Genomic DNA, 19,052 nt, shown 5'->3' with positions numbered 1-19,052 from the left:
TTCACCCTAGTGCGGAGGACGGGAGGGTCCGCTAAATACGTGGACGCCGGACCAATGTGCGCTGGACCGCGATGAAGACCAGCAGCAGCGCCCCGATCACGATCTTGGTCCACCACGAGCTGAGCGTGCCCTGGAACGAGATCAGCGTCTGGATCGTGCCGAGCACCAGCACGCCGGCGAGGCTGCCGAGCACGTACCCGACGCCGCCCGCCAGCAGCGTGCCGCCGATGACGACCGCGGCGATCGCGTCCAGCTCCATGCCGACGGCGTGCAGGCCGTAGCCGGACAGCATGTAGAGGCTGAACAGCAGGCCGGCCAGCGCCGAGCAGAAACCGCTGATCACGTACACGCCGACCTTGACCCGTGCCGTCGGCAGGCCCATGAGCAGCGCGGACGACTCGTTGCCGCCCACTGCGTAGACCGTCCGGCCGAACCGCGTGCGGTGCAGGATCCAGAGTGCCGCCGCGACCACGATGAGAGCGATAACAACGTTGTAGGTGATGGTCACGCCTGCGAGGTCGATGGTGGCGGTCGCGACGTCGCGGAACGTGCTGTCCTTGATGGACACCGACTCGACGCTGATCAGGAAGCACAGGCCGCGGGCCAGGAACATGCCGGCCAGCGTCACGATGAACGGCTGGATGTCGAACTTGTGGATCACCAGCCCCATCAGCAGGCCGAGCGTGCTGCCGATCACCAGCACCGCGACGACCACGAGCGGTACCGGCCAGCCCGCCTTGAGCCCTGCGGCCGTGACCATCGTGGAGAGCGCGACGACCGAGCCGACGGACAGGTCGATGCCGCCGCTGAGGATCACGAACGTCATGCCCGCCGCGAGCACGATCAGGAAGGCGTTGTCGATGAACAGGTTCGCTATGACCTGCCCGGACGCGAACCCGTCGTAGCTCACCGACCCCACACCGAAGGTGAGCGCGAACAGGATCACGGTCGCGAGCACCGGCAGGAACCGCGACGGCAGCCGGGTAGCGAGAGCGGTCACGAGACGGCCACCTTCCGGAAGCTGAGCGCGGCGCGTGCCTTCGGCGCCTGGACCAGGCACACGGCGATGACGACGACCGCCTTGAACACCAACGTGACCTCGGGCGCCACACCGATCGTGTAGACCGTGGTCGTGAGCGTCTGGATGATCAACGCCCCGAGCAACGTGCCCGTGAGCGAGTAGCGCCCGCCGGCCAGGGACGTGCCGCCGATGACGACGGCCAGGATCGCGTCCATCTCGATCCACAGCCCGGCGTTGTTGGCGTCGGCCGCGCTGACGTTCGAGCTGATCATCAGGCCCGCGATGCCCGCGCACACCGCCGCGAACACGTACACGGTCCAGATGATGGTCTTCGCTTTGACACCGGCCAGCCGCGACGCCTCCGGGTTCACGCCCACCGCCTCGATCAGCATGCCCAGCGCGGTCTTGCGAGTGGTGAGCGCTACCAGTCCGAGGACCGCGAGGCTGATCAGGATGGAGATCGGCAGGATCACGAACCCGGCGCCGACCTGCCGGTACGCGTCGTTGTTGACGGTGATGATCTGGCCCTCGGTGACGAGCATGGCGATGCCGCGGCCGGCCGTCATCAGCACCAGGGTGGCGATGATCGGCTGGATGCCCAGGCCTGCCACCAGAAGGCCGTTCCACAGGCCCAGCACCGCGCACAGAACCAGTGCGATCGCCATGCCGACGAATGCCGTGCCCGCGTCCGGGGACGATCCGATGTGGACACACGTGACGGCGCCCGCGATGGCGGCTACCGCGCCCACGGACAGGTCGATGCCGCGGGTGGCGATGACCAGGGTCATGCCGAGCGCGATCAGGAGGGTGGGGGCGCCGTTCTTGAGAACGTCGACCAGGCCGCCGTAGAGGTGGCCGTCCTGGATGCGCAAGGAGAAGAAGGACGGGGTGACGACGAGGTTGAGCAGAAGGAGGGCGACGAGCGCCAGGAGTGGCCAGAGGAGGCGGTTCTTCACCACGCCACCTCCTTTGCCGTCCAGGTGAGCACGCGTGTGGGCCGCAGGTTCGGCACGGCAGCGGTCCTTCCTGCATCTGGCTGGTCGCGCCGTGGCGGGGTGTTGAGGTCGCGACCGGTGCCGTCGACCGGGGGAAGGCCGGGGTTCATGACGCAGTCCTTTCCGGCACCTGGTCGCCCTGCTCGCCGGCGATCAGCTCCACGACCTCGTCCAGGCTCGACCCACCGGCCAGCTCCGCGATCTTGTGGCGGTCGCGCAGCACCACGATCCGGTCGGCGATCCGCACGACCTCCTCGAGTTCCGCCGAGATGAACAGCACCGCGGTTCCGTCGGCGGCCAGCTGCGTGACGAGCTGCTGGATCTGGGCCTTGGCGCCGATGTCGATGCCGCGCGTGGGCTCGTCGAGGATCAGCAGCCGCGGTTCGGTGACCAGCCAGCGCGCCAGCAGCACCTTTTGCTGGTTGCCGCCGGACAGCGTGCGCACCAGTGCGTCCGGGTTCGCGGGGCGGATGTCCAGCGCCGCCAGGTACTTCTCGACCAGGTGGTCCTTGAGCCGGCGGGGCACCGGGCGGCTCCAGCCGCGTGCGGCCTGCATCGCCAGGACCAGGTTGTCGCGGATCGACAGGTCCGCCACCAGGCCTTCGCCCTTGCGGTCCTCCGAGCAGAACGCGATGCCGTGCGCGATCGCCGACCGCGGGCCGCGCAGGTGCAGCGGTGCGCCGTCGACGAGCAGCCGGCCCTCGGTCGCGCGGTCCGCGCCGAACAGCAGGCGCGCCAGTTCCGTGCGGCCGGAGCCGAGCAGGCCGGCCAGGCCGACCACTTCGCCCGAGCGGATGTCGAGGTCGAACGGGGCGATCGCCCCGCGCCGGCCGAGGCCCTCGGCACGCACGAGCACCGGGCCGGAGGCGGTTCGGCGTTCGCTCGCGTCCTCGATCGCCTCCAGGGTGCCGAGCTCGCGGCCGATCATCTGGGAGATCAGCGAGCGGCGGTCCAGCGAGGCGGTCAGGTGCTCGCCTACCAGGGTTCCGTTGCGCAGCACCGTCATGCGGTCCGCGATCTCGTAGACCTGGTCCAGGAAGTGCGACACGAACAGGATCGCCACGCCCTCGTCGCGCAGCACCCGCATGATCCGGAACAGCTCGGCGACCTCGCCCGCGTCCAGGCTGGACGTGGGTTCGTCGAGCACCAGCACGCGGCAGTCGACGGCGATCGCGCGGGCGATTGCGACCAGTTGCTGCACGGCGATGGGATGCGACGAGAGGACCGACGCCGGGTCGATGTGCACGCCGATGCGGGCCAGCACCTCGGCGGCCCTCACCCGCATCGCCGGGAAGTCGACGCCGCCGAACCGGCGGGGTTCGCGGCCCAGCAGGATGTTCTCCGCGACGGTGAGGTTCGCGCAGAGGTTGACCTCCTGGTACACCGTGCTGATCCCGGCCTGCTGGGCCTGGCCGGGGGAGGAGAACGCGACGGTGTCCCCGGCCAGCGCGACCGTTCCGCTGTCGGGGGTGTGGACGCCGGTGAGCGTCTTGATCAGGGTGGACTTGCCGGCGCCGTTCTCGCCCATGAGAGCGTGCACTTCGCCGGGGAACAGCCGGAAGTCGACGTCCTGCAACGCCTTCACGCCGGGGAACGCGAGGCTGATGCCCCGCATCTCCACGACCGGTGGCGGTGACTCGGTCATAGCGAGCGCCTTCGTTGCTGGGGCGCGGGACCCGTCACCGGATGGGAGAGAGCGACGGGCCCCGCGAGTCTTTGGGGTGCGGGACCCGTCACCACTTGGGCGGCCATGACGGGTCCCGCGGACTGGGGGAGAACCTCAGTACTGGCGCTGGGGGAGTGCGGCCTTGGCCTGCTCCTGGGTGAACGTGCCCTCCTCGGTCACGACCCGCGCGGGCACCTCCTCGCCCTTCACGACCTTCTTGGTCAGCTCCATCAACTGCTTGCCCAGCAACGGGTTGCACTCCACGATGAAGTTGATCTCGCCGTTGGCCAGCGCCTGCATGCCGTCCTTCACCGCGTCGACGGTGATGATCTTGATGTCCTTGCCGGGCACCTTGCCCGCGGCCTTGATCGCCTCGATCGCGCCCAGGCCCATGTCGTCGTTGTGCGCGTACACGACGTCGATGTCCGGCTGGGACTTGAGGAACGCCTCCATCACCTGCTTGCCGCCGGACCGGGTGAAGTCACCGGTCTGCGAGGCGACGACCTTGATGTCGGGCTTGGCGGCGATCTTCTCCTCGAAGCCCTTCTTGCGGTCGATCGCGGGCGCGGCACCGGTCGTGCCCTGCAGCTCCACCACGTTCGTCGGGCCGGACGCGTTGGCGACCAGCCAGTCGCCGGCCTTGCGGCCCTCCTCGACGAAGTCCGAGCCGAGGAACGTCTTGTACAGCGACGTGTCGTCGGAATCGATCGCGCGGTCCGTGAGGATCACCGGGATGTTCGCGCGCTTGGCTTCGAGCAGCACGGTGTCCCAACCCGTCTCGACGACCGGGCTGAACGCGATCACGCTCACCTTCTGCTGGATGTAGGAGCGGATCGCCTTGATCTGGTTCTCCTGCTTCTGCTGCGCGTCGGAGAACTTCAGGTCGATGCCGGCGGCCTGGGCCTCGTCCTGGATCGACTTGGTGTTCGCGGTGCGCCAGCCGCTCTCGGCGCCCACCTGGGCGAAGCCCATCGTGATGGTGTCGCTCGACGCGGCCGTACCGCCGCCTGAGCCGCACGCTGAGAGCGCGCCCATCAGGACCACGCTGGCGACTGTCGTGATCTTCTTCAGCACTGGGATTTCCTCCGAGGTGACGACGGTGTCGTGGAGCCCGCGTTGTGGTGGGTAAGAGTGAACGCTCACATCCGTGCCGTCAAGCCCCCGGCCATAACGACTTCTGACCGTTGACCCGGGATGTGAGCGCAACTATGTTAGCGCTCACTTTTGCAGCTGGCACCCCCGAACGCCGGGAGCTCATCGATGTCCCCCAGGCACGTTCTGCTGTCGGCCGCGCTCGCGGCCTCCCTGCTGGCCGCCGTCCCCGGTTCGGGTGCGGCGGCCGAGACCGACTACACGCTCAAAGTCGACGCCACGAAGAAGGGCGCGACCATCGACGACACGATGTACGGCGTCTTCTTCGAGGACATCAACCGGGCCGCCGACGGTGGCCTCTACTCCGAGCTCGTGCAGAACCGCTCGTTCGAGTACGACAAGGCCGACAACGCGACCTACACGAGCCTGACAGCGTGGGCACCGCACAGCGGCACCGTCGACGTGATCGACGACAACGGCCGGATGAACGAGCGCAACCGCCGTTACCTCAAGCTCGGCCTGCCCGCCGGTGTCATCAACTCGGGCTACAACAGCGGAATCGCGGTCCAGGAGGGCCAGCGCTACGACTTCTCCGTCTGGGCGCGCACCGACCAGGCCGCCACCGCGCTCACCGCCACGATCACAGACCCTGCCGGAAACCCGCTCGGCGACGCGGTGAAGATCCAGGTGAGGGGCGACGGCTGGGCCCGCTACGCCGGCTCCGTCCGCGCCAGGAAGTCCACGACGACCGGCCGGCTGCTGGTCACCGGCGGCGGAACCGGCACCCTGCGGCTCGACATGATCTCGCTGATGCCGCAGGACACCTTCAAGGGCCACGGCCTGCGTCGCGACCTCGCCGAGAAGATCGCCGCGCTCAAGCCCGGTTTCGTGCGGTTCCCCGGCGGCTGCCTGGTCAACACCGGCAGCCACTACGGCTACGACGCGCCGAACTACGAGCGCCGCCGCTCGTACCAGTGGAAGGACACCATCGGCCCGGTCGAGCAACGCGCCACGAACTGGAACTTCTGGGGCTACAACCAGTCCTACGGCCTCGGCTACTACGAGTACTTCCAGTTCTCCGAGGACGTCGGCGCCATGCCGCTGCCCGTCGTGCCCGCGCTCGTCACCGGCTGCGGCCAGAACCGCGCCACCAACGACCCCGCGCTGCTGCAGCGGCACATCCAGGACACCCTCGACCTGATCGAGTTCGCCAACGGGCCCGCCGACTCGACCTGGGGCCGCAAGCGCGCCGAAATGGGACACCCCAAGCCGTTCAAGCTCACCCATCTCGCGGTCGGCAACGAGGAGAACCTGCCGGACGAGTTCTTCGCCCGGTTCACCGAGTTCCGCAAGGCGATCAACGCGAGGTACCCGGACATCACCGTCGTCAGCAACTCCGGCCCGGACGACACCGGCGGCACGTTCGACCGCTTGTGGCAGCTCAACAAGCAGGCCGGCGTGCAGATGGTCGACGAGCACTACTACAACAGCCCGAACTGGTTCCTGGAGAACAACAACCGTTACGACTCCTACGACCGCAACGGGCCGAAGGTCTTCCTCGGCGAGTACGCCTCGCTGGACAACAAGTACTTCAACGCGCTGAGCGAAGCCGCGTTCATGACTGGCCTCGAACGCAACGCCGACGTCGTGAAGCTCGCCTCCTACGCACCGCTGCTGTCCAATGAGGACTACGTGCAGTGGAAACCGGACATGATCTGGTTCAACAACCACGCGTCGTGGGGTTCGGCGAGCTACGAGACGCAGAAGCTGTTCATGAACAACGTGGGCGACGAGGTCGTGCCCAGCACCGCGTCGGCCACCCCGTCGACCCAGGCACCGATCACCGGCGCGATCGGCCTCTCGACGTGGGCGACTGCGGCTGCGTACGACGATGTGCGCGTTACCAACGCCTCCGGCCAGCAGCTGTTCGCCGACGACTTCTCCGGCACCGACGCCCAGTGGACGAAGAACGGCCGCGGCGCCTGGAACGTAGTGAACGGCGCCTACGTCCAGTCGGACGCCGCCGCCGAGGACACGCTCGTCACCGCCGGCGACAAGACCTGGCGTGACTACACGCTGAACGTCAAGGCCACCAAGCAATCCGGCCGCGAGGGTTTCCTCGTCGCGTTCGGCGTGCAGGACACCGGCAACTACTACTGGTGGAACCTCGGCGGCTGGAACAACACCCAGTCGGCCGTGGAAAAGGCCGTCGGTGGCGGCAAGAGCACGCTGATCAGCAACGGCACGCGCGTCGACACGGGCCGCACCTACGACGTCCGGGTCGAGGTGCGCGGCCGGCAGGTCTCGCTGTTCCTCGACGGCCAGAAGTGGGGCGAGTTCACCGACGACTCGCGCGCCGAACCGTTCCGGCAGGTCGTCACCCGCGATCTCGCGACCGGCGAGCTGATCGTCAAGGTCGTCAACGCCCAGGACAACGCCGCCCGTACGAAGATCGACCTCGGTGTGCCGGTGGCGTCGACCGCGCGGGTGACCGTCATGCAGGGACGTCCCGACGACGTGAACACCGAGTTCGCCCAGCCGATCAAGCCCCGCACCCAGCAGGTGAGCGTGCGCAGCTCGTTCACCCACACGTTCCCGCCGAACTCCATCACGGTCTTCCGCGTCAAGGACAGGAGCCGCAAGTGATCGACCGCAGATCCCTGCTGCTGGGCACGGGCGGTGTTATCGCTGCCACCGGTGCGTTGTCGCTCGCGGCCTCGGCTCCTGTCGTGGCCGCACCGGAACCGCCCGCCGAGCTGCCGACCCGCAACCCGCTGGTCGAGCAGCGCGCTGACCCGTTCATCACGCCGCCGACCGACGGCATGTACTACCTGACGGGTTCGGTGCCGGAGTACGACCGGATCGTCGTTCGCGGAGCGTCCACTCTGGACGGTCTGACGGCCGCGCGGGAACGGACGATCTGGCGCCGGCCGGCCACCGGGAAGATGGGCGGCTACATCTGGGCGCCGGAGCTCCACCGCATCGATGGCAAGTGGTACATCTACTTCGCCGCCGGTGACAAGGACGATCCGTTCCGCATCCGCACCTACGTCCTGGAGTCGGCCAACGCCGATCCGCGTGAGAGCGGCTGGGTGCTGCGCGGGCAGGTCGTCACGCACCTGGACACGTTCACGTTGGACGCGACCACGTTCGCGCATCGCGGGAAGCGCTACTTCCTGTGGGCGCAGAACGAGCCGAGCGTCGGCTCCGGCACCAACCTCTACATCGCCGAGATGGCCTCACCGCTGGCGCTCAAGACCGCCCCGGTGCGGATCGCGACGCCGACGCTGTCGTGGGAGGTGCAGGGGTTCCGGGTGAACGAGGGTCCGGCGGTGCTGATCCGCAACGGCCGGGTGTTCGTGACGTTCTCCGCGAGCGCCACCGACGCCCGTTACTGCATGGGCCTGCTGACCGCGGATGAGAACGCGAACCTGCTCGACGCGCGGTCGTGGACCAAGTCCGCTCAGCCCGTGTTCGCCACTCACGTGCCGACGTCGCAGTACGGGCCGGGGCACAACTCGTTCACCACGGTCGGCGATGTGGACGTGCTCGTCTACCACGCCCGCGACTACCGCGACATCAACGGCGATCCGCTGTTCGACCCGAACCGGCACACTCGCGTGCAGCGGCTGCACTGGAACGCCGACGGCACGCCGTCGTTCGGTGTCCCGGTCGGTCGAGGCGGTCCGATCGTGCGGCTGGCCACTCTGGACGGGTTGATGCTGCGGCACTACGAGTACCGGCTGCGGGTCGACGGCAACGTCCGCGAGCTCGCCGACTCGCAGTTCCGGTTCGTACCGGGATTTCTCGGTTCCGGCACGGTCGCGCTGCAGTCGGTCAACTTCCCCGACCGGTACGTGCGGGTTGATGGCGAGGTCGTTCGCATCGACCCGTTCGAGGACACGGACGCTTACGGCCGGTCAGCGAGCTTCCGCCGGGTTCCGGGACTGGCCGACGGGACCGCGATTTCGTTGAATGTTGGAGCAGATTCTTATCTCATCCACGACCGGGGCAGACTGGTGATCGGCGGACCCGGAAATGACCGCGACGCGCGCCGACGTGCGACGTTCCGGCTCGAATAGCGGTCACAATGGGTGCGCTGAAGCGAGGCCGACGGGTGTTATCGCTAACATCATCGGTCTAGACCAAAGGATCGGAGATCGTCCGTGGAGCAGAAGACTCAGCGTGACCCCGCGATGACCGACGTCGCCCGCCTCGCCGGGGTTTCGCACCAGACGGTCTCGCGTGTGCTCAACGAGCACCCGAACGTCCGCGAGCAGACCCGCCTGCGGGTGCGCGCCGCCATCAAGGAGCTCGGCTACCGCCCCAACCGGGCGGCTCGCGCGCTGGTCACGGGCAAGACGCAGCTGATCGGCGTGGTGGCGCAGAACTCGACGCTGTACGGCCCGGCCTCGCTGCTGTCCGCCTTCGAGGAGGCGGCGAACGAGGCCGGGTTCGCGGTGAGCGTCGGCAGGGTCAAGGTGCTCGACCGCGAGTCGATAGCAGCCGCGGTCGAACGCCACCGCGACCAGCGCGTGGCCGGCATCGTGGTGATCGCCCCGAACTCGTCGGCCGCCGACGCGCTGGCCGACGTGCCGGCCGAACTGCCGCTGGTGACCGTGGACGGCGACCCCGAACGCCCGACGCCGCTGGTCACGGTGGACCAGCGGTCGGGTGCGTTCGACGCGACAACGCACCTGCTGCAGGCCGGACACGAGACGGTGTGGCACGTGTCCGGGCCCACGGACTGGTTCGACGCGGCCGGCCGCGTGCAGGGCTGGCGTCAGGCCCTGGAGTCGGTGCACGCCGAGGTGCCGCCGGTGATGGCGGCCGACTGGAGCGCCGCGGCCGGGTACAAGGCCGGGCAGATGCTGGCCAGGATGCCCGAGGTCACCGCCGTGTTCGCCTCGAACGACCACCTCGCACTCGGGGTGCTGCGGGCGATGCACGAGCGCGGCCGCCGGGTGCCGCACGACGTCAGCGTCGTCGGGTTCGACGACGTGCCGGAGGCGGCCTACTTCATCCCGCCGCTCACGACAGTCCGCCCGGACTTCGCGGCGGTGGCGCGGGAGACGCTCGGGCTGCTGCTCGAGCAGGTCAGCGAAGGGGAGTCGGCTCGGCCGCGGCGGACGATCGCTCCGGTTCTGGTCGAACGGGAGAGCGTGGGGCCGCCAGCGGCCTGACATTGCTGTGGTCAGCGCGGGTGCTGGTGGTGCGGGGCACGGTGGGTCCACCCGCGGCGTGACTTGGTTGTGGACGGTTCCGCTCACGACGATCCGTCCTGTTTCTCGGCGGTGGGGCGGGAGGGCGTCGGGCTACCGCCGGCTATCGGACAACAAGCCCGTGCCGACGTCGGCGCGGGTTGTTTGTCGTGCGTTCACTCCGGTGCTCATACCGGTTCTATCAAGGGTTTCAGGACGTTCGAACGGCATCTTGACGGACGGAATGTTAGCGATAACACTCAGCTCGTGACTGACGAGACGAATGCTTCCGACGCCTGTGTGGTGGGCGTCGACTTCGGCACCCTGTCCGGTCGCGCGGTGGTGGTTCGTGTTCGTGACGGTGCCGAGCTCGGCACCGCGGTTCACGAGTACCGCCACGGCGTGGTGGACCGCGTGTTGCCCGTGACGGGCGAGGCCCTGCCGCCGGAGTGGGCGCTGCAGGTCCCCGCCGACTACCTCGACGTCCTGCGGTTCGCCGTCCCGCAGGCCGTCGAGGCCGCGGGTGTCGGGGCGAAGCAGGTCATCGGGATCGGTACGGACTTCACGGCCTGCACGATGGTTCCGGTGACGGTGGATGGAACGCCGTTGTGCGAGCTGCCGGAGTACGAGCGCAACCCGCACGCGTACGTCAAGCTGTGGCGCCACCACGCCGCCCAGCCGCAGGCCGACCGCATCAACGACCTGGCGCGCCAACGGAAAGAGCCGTGGCTGCCGCGCTACGGCGGGCTGATCTCCTCGGAATGGGAGTTCGCCAAGGGCCTGCAGGTGCTGGAGGAAGCGCCCGAGGTCTACGACGCGATGGCCCGCTGGGTCGAGGCCGCCGACTGGATCATCTGGCAGCTCACCGGCGTCTACACCCGCAACGCCTGCACCGCCGGCTACAAGGGAATCCTCCAGGACGGCGCGTATCCGGGCGAGGAGTTCCTGGCCGAGCTCAACCCGAAGTTCGCGACGTTCGTCAAGGACAAGCTCGACCACCCGTTGTCGGCGCTGGGCGACAAGGCCGGAACCCTCACCACGAAAGCAGCGGAACTGACCGGGCTGCCGGAGGGGATCGCCGTCGCGGTCGGCAACGTCGACGCGCACGTCACCGCGCCCGCCGCGCAAGCCGTGGAGCCGGGCCAGATGGTCGCGATCATGGGCACTTCCACTTGCCACGTGATGAGCGGCGACGTGCTGCGCGAGGTGCCGGGCATGTGCGGCGTGGTCGACGGCGGGATCATCAAGGGCCTCTGGGGTTACGAGGCCGGGCAGAGCGGCGTCGGCGACATCTTCGCGTGGTTCGTGAACAACCAGGTGCCGCCCGCCTACCACGACGAGGCGTGCGAGCGCGGGATCAGCGTGCACGAACTGCTTTCCGAGCTGGCGGCGACGCAGGCCGTCGGCGAGCACGGGCTGGTCGCGCTGGACTGGCACAGCGGCAACAGGTCCGTGCTGGTCGACCACGAGCTGTCCGGTGTGGTCCTCGGGCAGACGCTGGCGACGAAGGCCGAGGACGTCTACCGCGCACTGCTGGAGGCCACGGCGTTCGGCACGCGGGTGATCGTGGACGCGTTCACCGACGCGGGCGTGCCGGTGACCGAGCTGGTGATCGCGGGCGGCCTCACCAAGAACACGCTCCTGATGCAGATCTACTCCGACGTCACCGACCTGCCGTTGTCCGTCATCGGCTCCGCCCAGGGACCCGCGCTCGGTTCAGCGATCCACGCTGCGGTCGCCGCGGGCGCCTATGAGGACGTCCGGGCAGCCGCGAAGGCCATGGGATCGGTGCGCCGCAACGTCTTCACGCCCATCCCGGACAACGTCGACGCCTACGAACGGTTGTTCCTGGAGTACCAGGAGCTGCACGACCACTTCGGTCGCGGTGGCAACGATGTCATGCGCCGGCTGCGCAAGCTCCGTCGTGACGCGCTGGAGGGGAAGAACTGATGTCCGCCACGGCAGAGCTGCGCCGCACGGTCGCCGACCTGCACCGCGAGCTGACGAAGTACGAGCTCGTGATCTGGACCGCGGGCAACGTCTCCGCGCGCGTGCCCGGCCACGAGCTGATGGTGATCAAGCCGTCCGGGGTGTCCTACGACGAGCTCGGGCCTGACGCCATGGTCGTCACCGACCTGCACGGCAACCTCGTGGAAGGCGACCTGAGCCCCTCCTCGGACACCGCGGCGCACGCGTACGTGTACCGGCACATGCCCGGCGTGAACGGTGTCGTGCACACGCACTCCCCTTATGCCACGGCGTGGGCGGCGCGCGGCGAGCCCATCCCGTGCGTGCTGACGATGATCGCGGACGAGTTCGGCGGCGAGATCCCGGTCGGACCGTTCGCGCTGATCGGCGACGACTCGATCGGCAAGGGCATCGTGGAGACGTTGAAGGCCAGCAGGTCGAAAGCCGTGCTGATGCGCAACCACGGCCCGTTCACCGTCGGCCCGAGCGCGCGGTCGGCGGTGAAGTCCGCGGTGATGTTGGAGGACGTCGCACGCACTGTCCACTTCGCACTCCAGCTCGGCAAGGCCCCCGCGATCGACCAGCAGGACGTCGACCGGCTTTATGAGCGCTACCAGAACGTCTACGGGCAGTGAGCCCACGAGGAGAGCAGATGTCGTTCGCGGGCAAGCCACAGGTCTGGTTCCTCACCGGCAGCCAGCACCTGTACGGCCAGGAGACGCTCGACCAGGTGGCCGCGCAGTCCCAGCAGATCCAGCGGATGCTCAGCGAGTCGGGCCGGATCAGCGCCGAGATCGTGTGGAAACCGGTGTTGACGGACACGGCCGCGATCCGCACGGCGATGCAGAACGCCAACAACGACCCGTCGTGCGTCGGCGTGATCGCGTGGATGCACACGTTCTCGCCGGCGAAGATGTGGATCACCGGGCTCGACCTGCTGCGCAAGCCGCTGCTGCACCTGCACACCCAGCTCAACGAGGCGCTGCCGTGGTCCAGCATCGACATGGACTTCATGAACCTCAACCAGGCCGCGCACGGTGACCGCGAGTTCGCCTACGTGCAGACGCGCATCGGGGTGGCGCGCAAGACCGTGGCGGGACACGCCGGCGATCCGCACCTGGCCGAGCGGATCGACGGCTGGGCGCGGGCCGCCGCCGGTCTCGCGCACCTGCGCGGGCTGAAGCTGGCGCGGTTCGGCGACAACATGCGCGACGTCGCGGTGACCGAAGGCGACAAGGTCGAGGCGGAGCTGCGGTTCGGCGTCTCGGTCAACACCTACGGCGTCAACGACCTCGTGGCCGTGGTCGACGCGGTGCCGGACGCCGACATCGACCTGCTGGTGGCCGACTACGCCGAGGCGTACCGGCTCGCGCCCGAGCTGGCGCGCGGAGGAGAGCGGCACGCGTCACTCAGGTACGCCGCCCGCATCGAGATCGGTCTGCGATCCTTTTTGGACGACGGCGGGTTCGGTGCGTTCACGACGAACTTCCAGGACCTGGGCGGGTTGCGCCAGCTGCCGGGCCTCGCCGTGCAGCGGCTGATGGCCGACGGCTACGGCTTCGGCGGCGAAGGTGACTGGAAGACCTCGGCGTTGCTGGCCGCCGTGAAGGTGATGGGCGCCGGCACCGGTCGCGGCACGTCGTTCATGGAGGACTACACCTACCACTTCGGACCGGGTGTGCCGAAGGTGCTGGGCGCGCACATGCTGGAGGTGTGCCCGACGATCGCGGACGGCGTGCCGTCGTGCGAGATCCACCCGCTCGGTATCGGCGACCGGGAGGACCCGGTGCGGCTGGTGTTCGACGCGGCGGCCGGCCCGGCCGTGGTGATCGGTCTCGCCGACCTCGGCGACCGCTTCCGGTTGGTGGCCAACGAGGTCGAGGTCGTCGGCCCGGACGAGCCGCTGCCGAACCTGCCGGTCGCGCGGGCGGTGTGGCGGCCGGCGCCGTCGCTCACGACGTCCGCCGAGTGCTGGCTCACCGCGGGCGGCCCGCACCACACCGTGCTCACGCAGGCCGTCGGCGCGGAACCGTTGCGGGACTTCGCGACCATGGCGGCCACCGAACTGGTGCTGATCGACGCGGCGACGACCCCGGACCAGTTCGGCGATCGGCTGCGCTGGAACTCCGCCTACCACCGCCTGGCCGCGGGGATGCGCTGACTGAGGTCGCCGGCGTAGAACGCGGCGATCCGCTTCCAGGTCGCCACGGGGTTGGAGTACAGCGGGAGGTGCCCGCTGTGCGGGATCTCCGCGAGCTCCACCCCGTGCGCGTCCAGGGACGGCAGATAGGACAGTGACGCGCACTCCTCGCCGTAGAGGTACATCCTCGGGAAGGGGAGTGCGAGGAACTTGTTCAGCAGGTCGCCGTGGTCGGCCAGTTCGAGCACCGACCGGAAGATGCTGTGCACGGCGCCGCGGCGCACCTTGTGCGGGAGGTTCGCCGCGTACAGGCCGCTCGAGTACCCCGGCGCGTGGCGGATGCCCTCCACGAACTGTCCGAAGACGTCGCCCTGGTTCTGATGCGACAGCACCTGCCTGGTCGGCTCGCAGTCCTCGGGGGCCAGCGTGCCCTTGATGTTGACGAAGCTCAGGACCCGGCCCGGTTCGCGGTGCGCGAGCAGCAGCGCGGTGAGACCTCCGAGCGAATGCCCGACGAGGTGGTACCTGCCGATGCCTGCCCGATCGAGCATCGCGCGTGCGGTGTCCACCAGGAACGGCACGTCGATCGCCCCGAGATCGGCGCATTCCGTGGCACCGCAGCCCGGTGCGTCGTAGGCGAGGAAGGCGCGGCCGGCGAAGTCGTGCCGCTGCGTTATGTCGGTGTAGTCCTCCTTGCTCGTGCCGAAGCCGTGCAGGAACACGATCGGCTCCGTGTCTCCGCCGCGGTGCACCGCGGCGATCTTGAGGTTCACGCCCTGGACTCTCAGGCGAACCAGTTCGTGCACGACTCTTTGCCCCAGCGGCATGTCGGTCCCCGAATTCTGCGCAGGTGCGATCTGCGGTACGAGACATGCAGCATGGCACCTGCTGTGAGCGCTCACAAGTAGTTGAACCCTTGACCGTCCCGGTCCGTATCCCGGTGTGCCGGCAAATTTCGTCCACCAATTCGTGAGGGTTCGAACATGTCGAGAGCACATGCAAAACCAGAGCGCGGCAAGCGGGTGCTCGTTGCCGGAATCGCCGTCGCCGCCTCCCTGACCGCTGCGACAGCGGTCGCGGCGTTCGCGATGAACGACGGCGGCAGCACTCAGTCGATCGCCTGTCCGCAACCCGTCGTGCCCGCGGTTCCGGCCCAGGCGCAGGCCGAGGTGCAGCGTGAACTGGCCAATCTGGACAAGCAGATAGCCGAGGCGAACAACCGGCTGCGCACGTCCGCGGGCGAGGGCGGGCCGAACTTCGTGCAGAACGCGATTCTCGGTCCGCTCGCGAGCAAGCGGGTCGCCGCGTTGAACCGGATCGAGACCGCCATCGGTCGCGTCGCGGAGAAGCCGGAGGGTCTCGAACGGTTCGCCACCTGCGGACTTGGTCAGGCGCCCGCGGTGTCCTCGCCGCCGACGACGTCTCGTTCGTCGTCCACCGGAACGGGGTCGGGCACCGGGTCGTCGGCGTCGGGGAAGACGATCGAGTGTCCGTTGCCGGTGCTGCAGAACGTTCCCGCCAGGGCTCAGGCCGAAGTGGACCGGGAGCTCGCGAACCTGAGCAAGCAGCAGGCCGAGGCGAACGACCGGCTGCGCACGTCGGCCGGGCAGGGCGGGCCGAACTTCGTGCAGAACGCGATTCTCGGGCCGTTGGCGAGCAAGCGGACCGCCGCGCTCGACCGGATCGCGATCGCCATCGGCCGCGCGGGAACGCGGCCTCAGGGACTGGAACGCTTCGCCACCTGTTCGCTCAAGTAACTCTCCTCGGGGTTCGAGCGCCAGGCCCGCCTCCTCGGGGGCGAGCGTTGCCAGGGGTCCTGCTGAGCGGACGCGCCACCGCTCGGCAGGACCTTGACGCACTACCGGCAGGTGGGTAGATGTTAACGCGAACATCGTCCCGTTCAACGGAGAACCGATGACCAGAATCCCTGCCTTTCTCGCCGCTTCGGCGCTCGCACTGTCCACAGTGGTCTCAAGCTTTCCTGCAGCGGCCGCCGTGGAATCTGTGACCGTGCGGCCGGATCCGACGTATCAGCAAGAGCCGTTCCAGGGCTGGGGCACGAGCCTCATCTGGTTCGCGAACGCCACCGGGGGCTACCCGGACGAGATCCGCAACCAGCTCGCGGAGCTGCTGTTCGGTGAGGACGGGCTGAACCTCAACATCGCCCGGTACAACATCGGCGGCGGCAACGCCCCGGACGTGCCGCAGTACCTCCGCGCGGGTGCGGCTGTGCCCGGCTGGTGGAAGGCGCCCGCGGGTACGAAGCGCACCGACACCGACTGGTGGAAGCCCGGTGATCCCCGCTTCTTCGACGCCTCGGCGGACCCGAACCAGCGCTGGTGGGTCGACCGGATCAAGTCGCAGGTCACCAAGTGGGAGGCGTTCAGCAACTCCCCGCCGTGGTTCCAGACCGTCAGCGGCTATGTCTCAGGCGGCTTCGACGCGACCGCGGACCAGCTGCGCGAGGACCGCGTCAAGGACTTCGCCGCGTACATGGCGCAGGCGACCGCCGAACTTGAACGCTCACACGGGATCAGGTTCGCGACGGTGGATCCGTTCAACGAGCCGAACACCCCGTACTGGCGCACCACGCTCGGCCCGGACGGCAACCCGACCGGTGGCCGGCAGGAGGGTGCGCACATGAGCCCCGCGCTGCAGGCGAAGGTCGTGCCCGCGATGGCGGAAGCGTTGCGCGCCAGCCGGTTGAAGGCCGTCGTGTCCGCTCCGGACGAGACCAACCCCGGCATCTTCGCAGAGGACTGGGCGGGCTACCCGGCGTCCGTGCGCGAGAAGGTCGGGCAGTTGAACGTGCACACCTACGGCCAGGACCGTCGCACGTCCGCGCGCGACATCGCCAAGGGCGCGAACAAGCCGCTGTGGATGAGCGAGGTCGACGGGTCGTGGGGCACTTCGCAGAACTTCACCGCGATGGACTCCGGCCTGGGCATCGCCGCACGGGTGATCGACGACGTCCGGGAGCTGGAGCCAAGCGCCTGGCTGCTCTGGCAGGCGATCGAGGACTACGACAACATGAAGCCCGGTGGTGAGACGCCGAACGGCATGAACTGGGGCGTCGTCCAGATCCCGTTCAACTGCGGCCCGCAGGACACGCTCGCCACGTGCCCGGCCCGCGTCAACACGAAGTTCCACACGCTGCGGAACTTCACCCACTACGTGAAGCCCGGCGACCGCATGATCAAGGTCAACACCAGGACCGATCTCGCGGCGGTGCGCAACACCGAGCTGAAGACCGTGGTGCACCTGAACCAGTCCGAGCAGCCGCAGTCCGTGACGCTCGACGTCTCGGCGTTCGGTTCGGTGCGGCCGAACGCTTCCGTGCGGCCCATCGTCACCGACATGTTCGGCGCGCTGGTGAAGGGCGCCCCGGTGCGCGTCAAGGACAAGAAGGCCACGCTCACCGTGCCGGCCAAGTCCGTCGTCACGTTCGACGTCACCGGTGTCAGCGGCCTGAACCGTGCCGAGGCGCTGGGCGGCAGCCACCGGCTCACCGGCGTGCAGAGCGGCAAGTCCCTTGCGCCTTCGGGAACCTCGTTGGTCCAGCGCACCACTGATGTGAACGCGACCAACCAGGTGTGGAAGCTGGAACGGCGGACGGGCGGGTACGGCAACGACGTCCAGTTCTCCGTGGTCAACGCCGCGACGGGGCAGCGGATCGCCGCTGTGAACGGTAACGCCGCGCTGACTTCCACCGACAGTCCCGCAGCCAGGTGGGTGCTCTCGTCCACCGGGGACGGCAGCTGGACGTTCGTGAACGCCGCCACCGGCGCGCTGCTCGACGTGGTCGGGGAGTCGCGTGAGGACGGTGCGAGAATCGGTTTGTACCACGCGACTTCCGGTGCGAACCAACGTTGGACAGCTTCTTCAGTCAGATAGTCCGGAAAGCCAGTTAGTCGGGAGTGACGGTGGCGCGCAGCCAGTTGCTGGTGTTGTTGGTACTGCTCACCGGAGCGTGCACGGCTGATCCGGCCGCGCCGCCACCGTCCACTCGCCCTTCGATGAAACCGCCCACGCTCATCAACGAGGTGGTGCCGCCGCAGGACGTCCTGACCGTCGTGCGCGACGTGATCGACGGCCGCACGGTCGAGCTGGCCGACGGCTCCCGCGTGCGGGTCGCCCTGCTGGCAGCACCCGCCGCGTGCTGGTCAGAGGCCGCGCTGACGTTCGCCAGGACCACCCTGCTGGCCGGGTCGGTCCGGACCACCGGCATCGCGCCCGGCGAGGTGCACCTGGTGCTGGAGGACGGCACCGACTACGCGGTCCTGGCCGTGCAACAAGGCGCTCTGCGGCCGGAAGGTGTCGACGGTGGACCGCTGATCAACGCCGAAGCCGAGGCCTCCGCCGCCAAGCGCGGTCTGTGGGGCCCGCCCTGCGACGGGTCGGCCACGGCGCCGCCATCTCCTTCCCGGACCACAACAACGCAGCCGGTGTCTCGCCCGGCGCCCACCACCACGACCACCCCGCCACCGCCCGCGCGGACGTGCGCCGTCGCCTACCGGATCACCGGGCAGTGGCAGGGCGGCTTCCAGGCCAGTGTGACCGTGCGCAACACCGGCACCACAACGGCCAACGGCTGGACGCTGCGGTGGGCCATGACCAACGGCGACTCCGTCCGGGAGATGTGGAACGCGTCGGCGCGGCAGTCCGGTGCGACCGTCAACGCGGTGAACGCCGACTACAACCCGCAGATCGCACCGGGCGGCTCGGTGCAGATCGGATACAACGGAAATTCGCGCGGTTCACACGCAGTGCCCACCGCGTTCACGTTCAACGGAGCCCAATGCTCGGTTGAGTGAGGCTCGCGCTGCACTTTCTCCAACTCCTGGCATCATTCCTGCTGTCTGTCGTCGAGCGATTTGAGACGGGCGATTTGGGACGGGCGAGCACGTCGCGGAATGTTTCGTGGCGGACCGCACCTGCGGCCGTCCCGGATTCCCAGCAGCACCGACAT

Annotated in this window: 15 protein-coding genes; 9 read left to right on the top strand and 6 right to left on the bottom strand. The window is 68.6% G+C overall.

Translation table 11 applies throughout. The features are described 5' to 3' along the window. Window positions 1-31: 31 nt before the first annotated feature. From yjfF to LFM09_RS10880, 5 genes are all read right to left on the bottom strand, one after another. Complete coding sequence (gene yjfF, locus LFM09_RS10900) at window positions 32-1,000, bottom strand: galactofuranose ABC transporter, permease protein YjfF (protein WP_414096227.1); 969 nt, start codon at window positions 998-1,000, stop codon at window positions 32-34. Further along, window positions 997-1,977 (bottom strand): ABC transporter permease, encoded by a 981-nt coding sequence (locus LFM09_RS10895; protein ID WP_414096226.1) that lies wholly within the window; start codon window positions 1,975-1,977, stop codon window positions 997-999. Before LFM09_RS10895 ends, yjfF begins: the two co-directional genes overlap by 4 nt. Further along, window positions 1,974-2,126 (bottom strand): hypothetical protein, encoded by a 153-nt coding sequence (locus LFM09_RS10890; RefSeq protein ID WP_414096225.1) that lies wholly within the window; start codon window positions 2,124-2,126, stop codon window positions 1,974-1,976. The genes LFM09_RS10895 and LFM09_RS10890 overlap by 4 nt, the downstream gene beginning before the upstream one ends. Continuing rightward, entirely contained in the window at window positions 2,123-3,661 is a 1,539-nt protein-coding gene (locus LFM09_RS10885) for a sugar ABC transporter ATP-binding protein (protein WP_414096224.1), read from the bottom strand. Before LFM09_RS10885 ends, LFM09_RS10890 begins: the two co-directional genes overlap by 4 nt. Window positions 3,662-3,796: 135 nt before the next feature. Then, window positions 3,797-4,717, bottom strand: coding sequence for an ABC transporter substrate-binding protein (locus LFM09_RS10880; RefSeq protein ID WP_414096332.1), 921 nt, complete (start codon window positions 4,715-4,717; stop codon window positions 3,797-3,799). Between the two features lie 225 nt (window positions 4,718-4,942). On the opposite strand from LFM09_RS10880, the gene LFM09_RS10875 reads away from it, so the two are divergent. The 6 genes from LFM09_RS10875 (at window position 4,943) to araA (ending at window position 14,104) form a co-directional block, all read left to right on the top strand. Continuing rightward, window positions 4,943-7,420, top strand: coding sequence for an alpha-L-arabinofuranosidase C-terminal domain-containing protein (locus tag LFM09_RS10875; protein ID WP_414096223.1), 2,478 nt, complete (start codon window positions 4,943-4,945; stop codon window positions 7,418-7,420). Continuing rightward, window positions 7,417-8,856: a family 43 glycosylhydrolase gene (locus LFM09_RS10870; protein ID WP_414096222.1), complete on the top strand. Its 1,440-nt coding sequence runs from the start codon at window positions 7,417-7,419 to the stop codon at window positions 8,854-8,856. The genes LFM09_RS10875 and LFM09_RS10870 overlap by 4 nt, the downstream gene beginning before the upstream one ends. A gap of 114 nt (window positions 8,857-8,970) precedes the next feature. Beyond that, window positions 8,971-9,957, top strand: coding sequence for a LacI family DNA-binding transcriptional regulator (locus LFM09_RS10865; RefSeq protein WP_414096331.1), 987 nt, complete (start codon window positions 8,971-8,973; stop codon window positions 9,955-9,957). Window positions 9,958-10,242: 285 nt separating this feature from the next. Then, window positions 10,243-11,925, top strand: coding sequence for a ribulokinase (gene araB / locus LFM09_RS10860; RefSeq protein ID WP_414096221.1), 1,683 nt, complete (start codon window positions 10,243-10,245; stop codon window positions 11,923-11,925). Continuing rightward, on the top strand, window positions 11,925-12,578 hold the full coding sequence (locus LFM09_RS10855) for an L-ribulose-5-phosphate 4-epimerase (RefSeq protein WP_414096220.1): 654 nt from the start codon (window positions 11,925-11,927) through the stop codon (window positions 12,576-12,578). Before araB ends, LFM09_RS10855 begins: the two co-directional genes overlap by 1 nt. 17 nt (window positions 12,579-12,595) lie before the next feature. After that, complete coding sequence (araA, locus tag LFM09_RS10850; protein ID WP_414096219.1) at window positions 12,596-14,104, top strand: L-arabinose isomerase; 1,509 nt, start codon at window positions 12,596-12,598, stop codon at window positions 14,102-14,104. Here the strand turns inward: araA and LFM09_RS10845 are convergent. Further along, window positions 14,074-14,856 (bottom strand): alpha/beta fold hydrolase, encoded by a 783-nt coding sequence (locus LFM09_RS10845; RefSeq protein ID WP_414096218.1) that lies wholly within the window; start codon window positions 14,854-14,856, stop codon window positions 14,074-14,076. The two genes, araA and LFM09_RS10845, sit on opposite strands and share 31 nt — an antisense overlap. A 210-nt stretch (window positions 14,857-15,066) precedes the next feature. Between LFM09_RS10845 and LFM09_RS10840 the strand changes: the two genes are divergently transcribed. The 3 genes from LFM09_RS10840 (at window position 15,067) to LFM09_RS10830 (ending at window position 18,897) form a co-directional block, all read left to right on the top strand. Next, window positions 15,067-15,840 (top strand): hypothetical protein, encoded by a 774-nt coding sequence (locus LFM09_RS10840; RefSeq protein ID WP_414096217.1) that lies wholly within the window; start codon window positions 15,067-15,069, stop codon window positions 15,838-15,840. Between the two features lie 157 nt (window positions 15,841-15,997). Continuing rightward, complete coding sequence (locus LFM09_RS10835) at window positions 15,998-17,977, top strand: RICIN domain-containing protein (protein WP_414096216.1); 1,980 nt, start codon at window positions 15,998-16,000, stop codon at window positions 17,975-17,977. A gap of 29 nt (window positions 17,978-18,006) precedes the next feature. Continuing rightward, window positions 18,007-18,897, top strand: coding sequence for a cellulose binding domain-containing protein (locus LFM09_RS10830; protein WP_414096215.1), 891 nt, complete (start codon window positions 18,007-18,009; stop codon window positions 18,895-18,897). Window positions 18,898-19,052: the final 155 nt, after the last annotated feature.

Source organism: Lentzea alba, from assembly GCF_047445655.1.
GTDB lineage: Bacteria > Actinomycetota > Actinomycetes > Mycobacteriales > Pseudonocardiaceae > Lentzea > Lentzea alba_A.
This window is presented reverse-complemented; position numbering and strand designations above follow the sequence as displayed.

Coding starts and splice junctions, on each gene's coding strand:
- LFM09_RS10890 (WP_414096225.1), bottom strand. CDS start 2,126: ATGAACCCCGGCCTTCCCCCGGTCGACGGCACCGGTCGCGACCTCAAC.
- LFM09_RS10885 (WP_414096224.1), bottom strand. CDS start 3,661: ATGACCGAGTCACCGCCACCGGTCGTGGAGATGCGGGGCATCAGCCTC.
- LFM09_RS10880 (WP_414096332.1), bottom strand. CDS start 4,717: ATGGGCGCGCTCTCAGCGTGCGGCTCAGGCGGCGGTACGGCCGCGTCG.
- LFM09_RS10875 (WP_414096223.1), top strand. CDS start 4,943: ATGTCCCCCAGGCACGTTCTGCTGTCGGCCGCGCTCGCGGCCTCCCTG.
- LFM09_RS10865 (WP_414096331.1), top strand. CDS start 8,971: ATGACCGACGTCGCCCGCCTCGCCGGGGTTTCGCACCAGACGGTCTCG.
- LFM09_RS10855 (WP_414096220.1), top strand. CDS start 11,925: ATGTCCGCCACGGCAGAGCTGCGCCGCACGGTCGCCGACCTGCACCGC.
- araA (WP_414096219.1), top strand. CDS start 12,596: ATGTCGTTCGCGGGCAAGCCACAGGTCTGGTTCCTCACCGGCAGCCAG.
- LFM09_RS10840 (WP_414096217.1), top strand. CDS start 15,067: ATGTCGAGAGCACATGCAAAACCAGAGCGCGGCAAGCGGGTGCTCGTT.
- LFM09_RS10835 (WP_414096216.1), top strand. CDS start 15,998: ATGACCAGAATCCCTGCCTTTCTCGCCGCTTCGGCGCTCGCACTGTCC.